13 protein-coding genes are annotated in these 11,915 nt (G+C 45.7%); 7 read left to right on the top strand and 6 right to left on the bottom strand.

All coding sequences use genetic code 11. The features are described 5' to 3' along the window. Nucleotides 1-13: 13 nt before the first annotated feature. On the top strand, nt 14-889 hold the full coding sequence (locus MK185_12755) for a metal-dependent hydrolase (protein MCH2041495.1): 876 nt from the start codon (nt 14-16) through the stop codon (nt 887-889). A gap of 75 nt (nt 890-964) precedes the next feature. Here the strand turns inward: MK185_12755 and MK185_12750 are convergent, their stop codons facing one another. Then, nucleotides 965-1,339, bottom strand: coding sequence for a carboxymuconolactone decarboxylase family protein (locus tag MK185_12750; GenBank protein ID MCH2041494.1), 375 nt, complete (start codon nt 1,337-1,339; stop codon nt 965-967). A gap of 186 nt (nt 1,340-1,525) precedes the next feature. On the opposite strand from MK185_12750, the gene MK185_12745 reads away from it, so the two are divergent. The 5 genes from MK185_12745 to MK185_12725 all read left to right on the top strand — a co-directional run bounded on the left by MK185_12745 (nt 1,526) and on the right by MK185_12725 (nt 5,812). Next, nucleotides 1,526-1,807, top strand: a complete 282-nt coding sequence (locus MK185_12745; GenBank protein MCH2041493.1) for a hypothetical protein — start codon at nt 1,526-1,528, stop codon at nt 1,805-1,807. A gap of 145 nt (nt 1,808-1,952) precedes the next feature. Continuing rightward, on the top strand, nt 1,953-2,357 hold the full coding sequence (locus MK185_12740; protein ID MCH2041492.1) for a DUF1801 domain-containing protein: 405 nt from the start codon (nt 1,953-1,955) through the stop codon (nt 2,355-2,357). Between the two features lie 226 nt (nt 2,358-2,583). Next, nucleotides 2,584-2,925: a hypothetical protein gene (locus MK185_12735; protein ID MCH2041491.1), complete on the top strand. Its 342-nt coding sequence runs from the start codon at nt 2,584-2,586 to the stop codon at nt 2,923-2,925. A gap of 2,002 nt (nt 2,926-4,927) precedes the next feature. Next, nucleotides 4,928-5,284 carry a VOC family protein gene (locus MK185_12730; GenBank protein ID MCH2041490.1) on the top strand — a complete coding sequence of 119 codons (357 nt, stop codon included), beginning with the start codon at nt 4,928-4,930 and terminating at the stop codon, nt 5,282-5,284. Between the two features lie 117 nt (nt 5,285-5,401). Further along, nucleotides 5,402-5,812 (top strand): DUF393 domain-containing protein, encoded by a 411-nt coding sequence (locus MK185_12725; protein ID MCH2041489.1) that lies wholly within the window; start codon nt 5,402-5,404, stop codon nt 5,810-5,812. Between the two features lie 15 nt (nt 5,813-5,827). Here MK185_12725 and MK185_12720 read toward each other — a convergent pair whose 3' ends face one another. The 4 genes from MK185_12720 to cbiB all read right to left on the bottom strand — a co-directional run bounded on the left by MK185_12720 (nt 5,828) and on the right by cbiB (nt 9,511). Next, a complete protein-coding gene (locus tag MK185_12720; GenBank protein ID MCH2041488.1) occupies nt 5,828-6,238 on the bottom strand; it encodes a hypothetical protein in 411 nt (136 codons plus the stop codon). A 181-nt stretch (nt 6,239-6,419) separates the two neighbouring features. Beyond that, nucleotides 6,420-7,349 carry a cobalamin-binding protein gene (locus MK185_12715; protein ID MCH2041487.1) on the bottom strand — a complete coding sequence of 310 codons (930 nt, stop codon included), beginning with the start codon at nt 7,347-7,349 and terminating at the stop codon, nt 6,420-6,422. A gap of 25 nt (nt 7,350-7,374) precedes the next feature. Then, nucleotides 7,375-8,505 (bottom strand): aminotransferase class I/II-fold pyridoxal phosphate-dependent enzyme, encoded by a 1,131-nt coding sequence (locus MK185_12710; protein ID MCH2041486.1) that lies wholly within the window; start codon nt 8,503-8,505, stop codon nt 7,375-7,377. Beyond that, the gene (gene cbiB, locus MK185_12705; GenBank protein MCH2041485.1) at nt 8,498-9,511 is read right to left on the bottom strand and encodes an adenosylcobinamide-phosphate synthase CbiB; all 1,014 of its coding nucleotides are present in this window, start codon (nt 9,509-9,511) and stop codon (nt 8,498-8,500) included. Before cbiB ends, MK185_12710 begins: the two co-directional genes overlap by 8 nt. An 80-nt stretch (nt 9,512-9,591) precedes the next feature. On the opposite strand from cbiB, the gene MK185_12700 reads away from it, so the two are divergent. Beyond that, nucleotides 9,592-11,100, top strand: coding sequence for a cobyric acid synthase (locus MK185_12700; protein MCH2041484.1), 1,509 nt, complete (start codon nt 9,592-9,594; stop codon nt 11,098-11,100). Nucleotides 11,101-11,147: 47 nt separating this feature from the next. Here the strand turns inward: MK185_12700 and cobS are convergent, their stop codons facing one another. After that, nucleotides 11,148-11,915 carry an adenosylcobinamide-GDP ribazoletransferase gene (gene cobS / locus MK185_12695; protein ID MCH2041483.1) on the bottom strand — a complete coding sequence of 256 codons (768 nt, stop codon included), beginning with the start codon at nt 11,913-11,915 and terminating at the stop codon, nt 11,148-11,150.

The following is an 11,915-nucleotide window of genomic DNA, read 5'->3' as shown; positions in this document are numbered from 1 at the left end:
CAAGGAGTCCGCCATGAGTAATCTTAGCCAGCCAGAAATTGAAGCACGTAAAGGAATCGACTTCGGTTTAGATGAAACCCTGCCGAAGTACTGGCATTCCAATGATCCCTTTAAAACCCGCTTACACGATGCATTGCAATCGACCTTTCCGGAAGGTGAACGCTACTTTATCTCCAGCGTGCGCGCATTTCGGGACCGTATAACCGACCCCAAACTGCAACATGAAGTCAAAGAATTTACCATGCAGGAAGCACAGCACGGTATTGCTCATACGGTGTTTAATGATCTTCTGGAAAAACAGGGGTTGCCGATGAAACGCCTGCTGGCCGAGCATAAAAATAAAACCAAAGAAGACGAACGCCGCTGGACACCAGAATACAATCTGGCTGTTACGGCTGCCGCTGAACACTTTACTGCACTATTAGCAGACACCTATTTCTCCAATAAAGAAACCACAGCCGGTATGCACCCCAAAATGCGCGCGTTATTTGCCTGGCATGCTATTGAAGAAATGGAACATCGGTCAGTAGCCTTCGATGTGATGAAGAACGTTGCCAAAGTCGGTTATTGGACGCGTGCTAAAGCCATGGTTCGCGCTACCTGGATTATTTCTTATTTTATGCTCCACTTTGCCGATGAAATGTTGAAGGCTGATGGCTTCTCGAAATGGCAACGCCGCAAGTTATTCGTGAAAAATATTCCATGGATGTACGGTCCGCGCAAAGGTATTTTGTCGTCATTTGCACCAAATCTGCTGCGTTATTTTAAACCGAACTTCCACCCGGAAGATATTCCGGTGGTACATAACTATGATCAGTGGGTCGATGTATACGATAAAACCGGTAATCCACATAAAGCCTGTGATGCCATGCTTGCAGCGGCTTATTAATTGCAGTGTGAGCCGTATGATTACTACCACCAGTAAACAGGGCTGTGTTAATTCTAAACGCAGCCCTGTTGGTTCTCAGAACTCATCTTCCAGTATGTCCTTCGCCGCACGTAGTGCCTCCTGAGCTGCAGGAGCGCCGCAATACACCGCCGAATGTAATAATACCTCGCGAATTTCTTCCGGTGTTGCGCCGTTATTTAATGCTCCCTGAATATGGCCTTTAATTTCGGTAGAAGCTTTTAATGCAGCTAACATGCCCACAGTCACCAACGACCGGGTTTTACGATCCAGTCCTTCACGTTGCCACACCGATCCCCATGCATGTTCGTTAATCCATTGTTGTACCGGTTCCATATAGGCGCTGGTGTTATCCATGGCTTTGTTAACGAACGCCTCACCCATGACTTCACAACGCACCTGCAAACCATTTTCCAAGTCTTCTTTACTCATTACCGTTATCTCTGACATTCAATTTGGTCGCTATGTTACTTGCTTGTCTATTCAGGGCCAATCGCTACAGTGAAGTGGTCAAAGCCGACCAAACCAGTGGCATATTTAGCGTGCAAAGGTAACAATGCGCCTGGCTTACACATTTTTTTTATCCCTGATACTTCAAACATCGTTACGTAAGAAACTATGAAATCACTACTCACCAGAATCTTCTCGCCTATCCTTAATCTGTTCGAAACTGACCAGCCTGCGGTCAATTACAAACCATCACATCGCATCATTCTTAACATCGTTGGTTTATTGTTTTCACTGCTGTCGGCCGTGTCACTCATTGCTGCAATCAGCAGCGGCGTGTTGGGTGGACTCATCCCAGGCGCAGTATTCTTTGCAGTGGCTTTGGTTACTCTGGTCGTGGGTACCCTTGGGTCAGACAATGCGGTAGCAAAGATCTGGGGCAATCGTTCTTGATCATTTACTCACCCGACCAAGTGGTTGGCGGGACAGATATTGAAATTCAAACCATTTTTACTGCCCCCTGAGACGCCTTTTCATTATTTCACTGCAACCATAAACCGAATAATATGGGCGCCACCGTTACTGGATGGATATGACCATGAATCAGGATATTCAGAAGACATTTGATAGTTACCCGACTGATGCACAACAACGGCTGATGCAGATTCGTGAGCTTATCCATGGTTTGGTGGCAGAGCTTGAGCTGGGGCCTTGTGACGAGACTCTGAAATGGGGCGAACCCAGTTATTCGGTTAAAAGTGGCAGCCCGATACGGCTCGGCTGGAAGGAGAAACATCCTGAGCGAGTCAGCATCTTCTTTAACTGCAATACCAAACTGGTTGCGACCTTTCGTGAGGTATACTCAGGGCTGTTGGAATTTGAGGGGAATCGTGAGCTGATCTTGCCATTGTATCGGCCACTGCCTTTGGCAGAGCTGAAGCATTGTTTGCAGCTGGCGCTGACCTATAAGATAGTGAAAGACCTGCCATTGTTGGGTAGCTGATCACCTCCCCTGTGACATGAATATCTGACCAGTACAATTACCGAAAACCTTTAATGCCTGCCTTTATTCACGCGATAAATTGCAAATAATGCTCGCTTGCACTGGTCAGCGACGCACATCCGTTGCATAATTAGAATTTAACAGTTATATCACTTATTTCTGAGAGTGCGTCCTTAGCTGACACTCATACAAAGTCAAGATTTAAACTACTTTGGAGCAATACTAAATGACGAAATATATTTTGATGTTATCTCTAATAACGCCTTCGATGACTTTAGCTCGTGGCTTAGCAGATAGTTATGACGTAGACAATGTGAGAGTTGATAAATCTGGATTAGGCTTTGTGACTTTTAAGAGTGATTTAGTAGCAAATAAAGAAGAATTGCCTGATTGTGGAAAAGGCTATCCGCGATCATTAGCATTCGATACCAATACCGAAGGTGGTAAAGCGATATTATCAATGGCTCTTAGTGCAAAAATGAGTGGTTCTAGCTTATATGCAGTTGGAACCAACGAATGCAGTGGGTACCAGGTAATTGAGAATATGAGCTACGGATTTTTGGAATAGTTAACTTAATAATTCTATGAAATACAGCAATCGATACTGCTACTATAAAATGGGCATCAAAATCTAATTAACGTTGATATAACCAATGCCGAAATACAATATTTCAAGACAAATTCGGTTTTATTCAAATGAATTAAAAGTAAAATCGGTGAAGCTAAGTTACCCACCTGACAGTATGAGTAAGTAAGTGGTTTATGATTTCGGTATTCATCTTGAAATAATACAGAAGAGAAGGCAGACTTGGTGATATAGTCAAAAGAGAATCGATATAAGAAACCACAAGATAATTTTACCCCAATAATTAGCTAACACAGAATATTCAATTAAATATAGATTTAAAAATTTCAGAAGGAGTCCCACATTCTAGAGATGTAGTAGAATAAAGCCTGAATATAGTTTGCTCTGCCTGTTTTATAGCTGGTTTTGTTGTTTACTTTACATTTCCGGCAACTGTGAGCAATAAAGAAAACTGCTATATTTGAGCGGTAGATATAGATGACCCCAGTATCTTACGATGTTATTAGTTTGGAACTTACTCCAGAAAACGGTATTTGGAAAATCTTGTGTTTGCCTATCCATTATAATAATGATATTTCTGATGATATAATCAGATCTGCCCAACTATACAGAGATTATAGAGCGTTTCTCCGAAACTGGATAAGTATGTACTTTGAGGTTAAATTATCTAGCTAGGAGTGGGGGCGTCAAAAATAAAGCTGTTTTTTATAGCTACAAGCGTGAGAAATTCATGTTAGGATATTAAATGGTAAAAATTTATTTTTAACAATTACTTATTGGAGAAAACATGATAACTAGATTTTTTTTAACAATCTTATGCTTCGTAAGCATCCCAATATATGCAGCAGATTCTGTTGCTACCGGTATGACAGGTTACTTTGAAATCAAGAGGTTACGATTCGGTGGCGGATTCGTAAGAGTTACCGCATCGACGCAATTTGAGGATCCTGGCGACTGCATTACAAATAGTCGCGGCAAAAGTCCCGTTGTGCTAGTTATGGAAGATACGAAATCATATAAAGAGATTGTAAGCACTTTACTCACTGCAAAAGCAGCGGGGAAATCTGTTCAGTTTTGGATCAATGGCTGCAAGGAAGATAGTGGACTGGAGTATCCGAATGGTACTTTCATATACATCGAGTAGATGATGTTTAGGGAGTGTTTTATAAAAATCTCTTGAAATCCACTGTTTTTTAGTATTCATATGAGACGAAAGTATATTATGATTTCAAAATTATCTATGAATATTCATCGACTTAATCGCTACTAGTTAACTTGCTAGATATTTTTCTATTATATAAAATATTGCTATTGATATTCTACTGGCGGCAGGATATCAATAGAAGCATGCAGGCTGTTCGTGTTGTTAAAATCTCAATGAAACTTAATAAATCTATCCTTATAGTATCGCGACTCAGAAAAATTATCTTTATAACCGCTTACATCTCAGTAGCCGGAAGTCGCTTCCGAAGATCCAGTAATATATGGTATATTTAGTCCCCTAATCTGAGTAGCTCAGTATCTTCTGTTTTGGGCCACGATGCAAAACACCGCCATGAATAACGTATCCAGCATCGTAGCTCTTTATACAATTACACAGAAAATAATACGTCCTGGGGATAGCTCTATAATATCTGCCAAGTAGAGCCAGTCTTTCTGAGTAAGATGCAAATAGTATCTGCGGTCATTAGCATTCGATGCCGATGGTGGTAAAGCGATATTTTCAATGGCTCTTAGTGTAAAAACGAGTGCCTCTGGATTACCTGCAGCTGGAACTAACGAATGTAAATGGCACCCGAGAATTGAAAATATGAGTTATAGGTTTTTGAAATAGTTAACTTAACACGGCAATAAAACAGCCTCCGATCCGGCCAATTGAAGCCGAATAAAGTCCCAAATAGCTACTGCCATCCCCTGTCAGAGCAAGCCACTATAGTCCTTGTCCTATTAATAAATCCAATGAATCCCCAGATAAGGACCCACCATGAAAATGAACTATTTCGTTGTTGGTACCAACAACATGGAAGCTGCCACTCAGTTTTATGATGCATTGTTCGAAACCGAGGGCCTGCACAAGGCCGTCGCATCAGAAAGAATGACCTATTGGCTGGCTGAAGATTTTGCCTTTGCCGTAGCTATCCCATTCGATGAGCAGCCAGCAACTAACGGCAACGGGACGATGGTGGGATTCAGCCTGGGATCGGTGGATAAAGTGAAAGAGTTATACAACAAGGCCCTTGAACTGGGTGGCAGCTGCGAAGGTGAACCCAATCAGCGTGGTCCACGTTTCTCGGCGTATGTCAGAGATCTTGATAGCAATAAAATCTGTTTTTCGGATTAGAACGATCTAAAAGACAGTGCTTTTTATTGGTAAAACTAAAACGAATTGCCAAAGACGTCGATAAACAGCGACAATAAGTCATAAGAGGTGAATATTACTCAATGGGACTCCTAGGCTATGGCTGAACTCACAATTTTTTACGATGGTTTTTGTCCATTATGCGTCCGTGAAATGAATCATTTGCGCAAAATCGACCAGCAACGCAAATTACGTCTGGAAGATATTCAGCAAGCGGATTTTAATGAGCGTTATCCCCAAATTGATAAAGCAGAAGCCAGCGCCATTTTATTGAGCCAACTACCCAACGGGACACTTCTGAGAGGTTTAGACAGCACTCATAAAGCCTGGAGTGTGGTGGGCCAGGGTTGGCGCACTGGCTGGCTGCGCTGGCCAGTGATTCGCTGGTTTGCTGACAAGGCGTATCTGTTTTTTGCCCGTAACCGTTATTCAATCTCGCGCTTACTGACTGGCCAGGCGCGGTGCAACAGCTGTTCACTGGATAACGAGGGTAAGCGCAATTGCGATTAATCAGGCCGTTTTAGATTACCGCTTGAGAGTAAATCCAGCGTCACTCAGCCAGGTAATTGCTTGATCTTGTTCAGAAAAACTGCGGCGCTGAAACTCCCCATGCTGCTCAATAACCATGTCATTGGCCTGCATCTCCTTCAGCATTGACGGCGAATAAACATGGGCGGCACGCTTCAGATCGTTTGCAACACACCAATGTACAAGATCTTCAATAATCGGGATCATTTCCGGCACCCCCAGACTCCAGTCCTCCAGAAACACCAGATGGCCCCAACTTTCGGTTAGCAGAGGTTCCGCAACAATCCGAAATTCGCGGTCAAAGGCCAGAGCCGCCTCTTTGTTCCAACCACCAATCAGATGTGCCACGAGAATATTCCCGGAAACAGATAATTCAAACTCTCCATGTTGTACTTGGGTCTGCAACATACACAGTACTCATACAAAATCAGCACCGACAGCATGGGAAACCCGCAGCAGGATGTCAATATGCGACAAATTTGCTTACATATCGCGTAATGTTATGTAACCAGCCTGCTAACCGTCGTACGATTTTTTGCGTAATAAAGCCGTTTTGGCTGATCAGGTTTATCAGATAAGTTGACCCTATTTAAGAAGAGCCAGCTCTATCTGGCTTATTCTGTTTTGCCCGAGCCTGCGCCATTTTTTCACACAACTGACGCGTTCCGATTAAAAAACGCGAGGTCGGACGCTGAAAAAAATTCGGGTGTATATGAAACAAATTACCAGACTGTACGGCATTTAATCCGGCGTATTTCTTCCATTTATCTAACCATTCCGGACGAGATTTCCCCATTCCGCTGGCAACAATAACCTGCGGATCAATTGCCAGTATCGACTCCAGGCTGACTTGTGGTGCACGAATCGGTAAATCCCTGAAAATATTTTCACCGCCACATAGCTCGATGGCTTTGGATATGAATGTATCTTTATTTTGGGTCATCAGCGGCTGATGCCACACCTGATAAAAGACCGACAAAGATGTCTGGTGACTGTAAGTTTCTTCAAGATCGATGACTTCGCTCATAAAACGATCCGCAACAATATTGCCTTGTTGCTCACGACCGGTCAGTTTTCCTAACTTGCGCAGATTATCTGCGATTCCATAAAAGGTGATCGGGTCGGAGGCATACAACTTAAACCCAAGTTGCTTAAGGCGCTGCAATTCCCGACTGGCATTACCTTCTGGCCAGGATAATAAAATATCCGGATTCATTGCGGCGATGGCTTCAATATTTAAGCCACTGTAACCACCCACCACCGGTATTTCAGTTGCCGCTTTGGGATAGTCGGAATATTTCACCGTACCGACAATCAAATCGCCCGCCCCAACTTCAAACAGTAGTTCGGTGCCATGAGGCATCAGGCTGACAATACGCTGAACCGGTTTATCGAAGGTATGGGTCACACCGGCATCATCTGTCAGCGTAAATTCAGCGTAGCTAACCTGGTTCAGACACAGAGCTGACCAGACACCCATTATCCAACAGCAAACCTGCGATATTTTTTTCATATTCATTGCCACTCTTCTTTGGGCAGATCCATTATTTGATGCTGCCCGCTTTTAACGATGTCAGAGCGAGCTGTAGCCGCTCAAAATTATGTTGCTGTGGCAAACCCAGGCGCAGTAAGTTCTGTTGTTTAAAACAGCGGCTCCAGATTTTCCTGCTCGCCAGCTGTTGCTGCCAGTATTCAGCCTCAGAGCTTTGTAACGTAATAAATAAAGGCGTTGTGCCATAAACCGGTAAACCCTCACAGGCATCAATCAGCTGCTGCTGAATCTGCTGAATCGCCATACGGTTTTGTTGTTGCCAGACATGGTCAGCAAATGCTTGTTGAGCAAGCCATAGGGTTAACCCAGACACTGGCCAGGGACCAAGTTGCTCTCTTAGTCGTTGCGCCCATTGTGGAGGTAAAATACAACAACCAAAGCGTAATCCAGCAAGCCCGAAAAACTTTCCAATGGAGGTTAATAACAACAGATTATTTTCCGATTGGCGGGTATTTTCTGTGCCGTTTTCATTGTTAGAAAATCCTTCAGCTTTATTATTGAAAAATACTTCGCCATTACTATCCGCAAAGGCACAGTCAAGAATCAACCAACCATTGTTTTTACTGAGCCTTTTCTGCCAGCTCTGAATTTCGTCATACGTCCAGTTCTCACCACTGGGATTATCGGGATTCACCAACAATAGAATATCAGGCAACCCGACATGAAGGTCCTGCAAACTATCCCGCAGCTGTTGTGCTGATTTTTCTGTGACCTGAGCACCCGCCTTCCACCAGCAATAACGGTGTTCGCCATAACTGCCCGCCATTACCCAGATGCGCAACTCAGAAACCGGTTTTTGATACACATGGGCCGCAAAAAAAATCGGTAATTGTTGAATAATCGCCTGAGTGCCTGAGGCCAATACGTATTGTTCACAACCCGCCTGCGACAACGGCGCGTAATATTCAGCAGCGGCGGACTGTGTTGCCCGATATAGATCATCATCGGGTAATTGATGCCAGCAGCTTGATGGCGCTCTCGTTAATACCTTTGCTACTGGCCAGCTGTAAGGACTGATCCCCGTCGACAAGTCCAGCCATTGCTCAGCTTGCCCGCCAAATTCAGCCATGGCGTGCGATAAATTACCGCCGTGTTGAGGGCCACCGCAGTTTGTATCAAACATAGCCACCCTCTATAAAAACCAGTAACAATCCGGCCAGCAGCCACAAGCTCATGTAAAGCACAATGGCACGAGTCACCAGAGTCAGCGCTGGTTGAATATCCTTAACGTCTGCCGCGTCACCACATCCCATTGGTGGTTTTTGTTGCCACTCACCGTGGTAAAAAGCACCGTCACTTAAACGGCAATTTAATGCACCGGCTCCGGCTGTCATAACCGGTCCGGCATTAGGACTGGAACATTGCTCTGCCTGGGTTTGCCAGCAGTACCAGGCTGCATTACGGCGCTTATCCACCAGCCATAACCAAGGACTTAACAGGCAAAAACACATAGCGGTTAAACGCGCCGGAATGTAATTCATCACGTCATCCAGACGCGCAGCCGCTCGACCAAAATATAAAAATTGGGGATTTTTATAGCCCCACATTGCGTCCAGCGTATTCAGCCAGCGGTGTAACAAAACCAGAGATGCACCACCAATCGCAAACCAGAACAATGAAGCAAAGATAGCATCCGAACTGTTTTCCAAAGTGGTCTCGATATTCGCCTGAGCAACCTGTTGTTCACTGAGTTGTGTGGTTTCACGACTGACAATCCAGCTGAGTTTTTGTCTTGCAGTCATCAGGTCGTGTTGATCCAACGCCTGTTTTACTGCCAGCACATGCTGTTGCAGGCTGCGGCCACCAATACACACATACAACAGGATTATTTCGACCAGTGCGGCCAGCCAGTGGGAATAAGCGTGTAACAGACGGAGAGCGGCCCAGAAAAAATAAAACAGCGGCCCAACGGCAATTAACAATGCAATAACACCAAAGATAAATTGTAGCGTGGTCGAGCGGCGCAGCATTGCAGGAAAAAGTGCCGATACCTTAGGATTCAGTCGTTGCTGCAAGGCATTGGCCCAGTTGCCAAAACCGACTAAAGGGTGAAAGCGTTTTGGCTCTGCCAGGCGATAATCCAGTAACAACGCCAGGGCAGCAAAAAAAGCACTTAAAAGTAGCGTCATGCCGTAAAATACTCAAAATTCATAAATACCGGGCCAAACACAGCGATAAAGGCCACGGAGTTTACCAGAAGGCCCACTTTATGACCTCAGCACCACAGCAGTTAATGATACAAGGCACCACGTCTGATGCCGGTAAAAGTACGCTGGTGTGCGCGCTGGGGCGGATCTATGCCAACCGTGGCGCACGGGTCGCCCCTTTTAAACCCCAGAACATGGCACTCAACAGTGCAGTCACTGCCGATGGCGGTGAAATCGGCCGGGCCCAGGCGCTGCAGGCGGTCGCGTGTAACGTCGAGCCAACGACGGATATGAACCCGGTATTATTAAAACCGACATCCGATATGGGCAGCCAGGTCATTATTCATGGTAAAGCCATTGGCAACCTGGGAGCCGTCGCCTATCACGATTATAAGCAAACCGCGATGCAAGCGGTGTTACAGTCTTTTCAGCGCCTGAGAGATTCGTACGATGCCGTTCTTGTTGAAGGTGCAGGTAGCCCGGCTGAAGTGAACCTGCGCACCAATGATATTGCCAATATGGGTTTTGCTGAAGCCGTGGATTGTCCGGTGATTCTGATTGCTGATATTGATCGCGGTGGCGTATTCGCTCACCTGGTTGGCACACTCGACTGTTTGTCCGAGTCGGAGCGAGAGCGGGTAATCGGCTTTGTCATAAACCGCTTCCGCGGTGATATTAAATTGCTGGAATCCGGTCTGGACTGGCTGGAACAAAAAACCGGGAAACCGGTATTGGGGGTGTTGCCCTATCTGCATGGTTTATATCTGGATGGTGAAGATGCACTCAATCTGGAACAACACCTCGATAAACAGATTGACCCACAGCAGAAGCTCACGGTTGTTGTTCCGGTTTATCCACGCATCAGCAATCATACGGATTTTGATGCCCTGCGTGTTCATCCCCAGGTTGACCTGAAATTGATTGGCCCGGAGCAGACGCCACCCCCCTGTGATCTGGTGATTTTACCCGGGTCAAAAAATACCCGCGCCGACCTTCATTGGTTGACCAGTCAATCTGCCGACTGGCCACAATACTTAAACAAACACCTGCGCTACGGCGGTAAATTAATGGGTATTTGCGGTGGCTTTCAGATGCTGGGTAAGTGTGTATCAGACCCGGAAGGAATTGAGGGGATCGCAGGGAAAACGACCGCCCTTGGGTATTTGCCGATCACTACCGAACTGCAGGCACAAAAAACACTGAAGCAAGTCAGCGGAATATTATCATTGCCGGACCAACAGGATGCGACCATTCAGGGCTATGAAATTCATGCCGGTATCTCTTTCAACGATGACACCGAATTACAATCGGTTATCAAATCCGGCAAGGTACCTTGTGGCTTTCTATCCGCAGATCAGCAAATTCTTGGCACCTACTGGCATGGATTATTTGATACCCGCGAAGCCCTCGAACCGTTATTGCGTTGGGCCGGGCTGAGTGGTGTGGAAACACCCGACTTTAATGCCATTCGCCAACAACAAATAGAACGTTTAGCCAACAGTACGGAAGAAGCTATGGACTTCGGGAAATTACAATCGGCTCTGGAAAAATTTAACCGCCATCGCTCTTAAATACCGAAACATTTTAACAGTATTCCGCAAAGGGTCATCTGTCACAGCTACAAGGTAAATGCAGCAAGAAGCAACGTTTCCTGCAACGCAATCGAGGCGCCAATGGTATCCCCGGTACAGCCGCCGATGCGTTGTATCATCACATGACGGAAAAATGCGTTTACTGCCAACCACAGCAAGAGTAGCAAGATTGCCTTCTGCTGAAATACGATCACAGCGGCCATTGCGATCAGGATCAGCATCGTAAAAATTCTCAGCCGTGTGGCACCTTTTACCAGCGAACTGGCCAGCCCTTTTGCTCTGACATAATCAGTGCTGGCTAACATGCCGACAACGCTGGCACGTGACATCGCCGGTAGCAGTAATAACGTGGCCAGGATCTGCCAAGACGGTAAAGCACCAGAAAATAATACCTGCAGCGCCGCAAATTGAAGCAGCAACAACAAACCAATACTTAAAGCGCCAATTGGACCAACCCGGGGATCTTTCATGATCTCCAGCGTTTTTTCTTTATTTCCTAAACCGCCAATCCAGGCATCGGCACTGTCGGCCAAACCGTCCAGGTGCAGTCCACCGGTAATTAACGTCAGTAGTGCCACCGTTAAGGCCGCCAGTAATGTCGGTGAAACGGCCGGGTTATACCACCAGCAACTCATCACAAAAGCAGCTGATAATGCACCTACAATCGCGCCTACCAGTGGATAGAATGCCAGCGAGCGCTGCGCCACTTCATCATCCACGCGCTGTAAATAAGGTGCCGGAATGCGGGTGAGAAACACCAGCGCATACCAAAACGCCCAGTACCAGCTGGCCAT

The organism is Saccharospirillaceae bacterium (assembly GCA_022448365.1).
Taxonomy (GTDB): Bacteria; Pseudomonadota; Gammaproteobacteria; order Pseudomonadales; family Oceanobacteraceae; genus Bacterioplanoides.
Note: the sequence above shows the minus strand (reverse complement) of the source record. Positions and strands in the feature narration are given on the sequence as shown.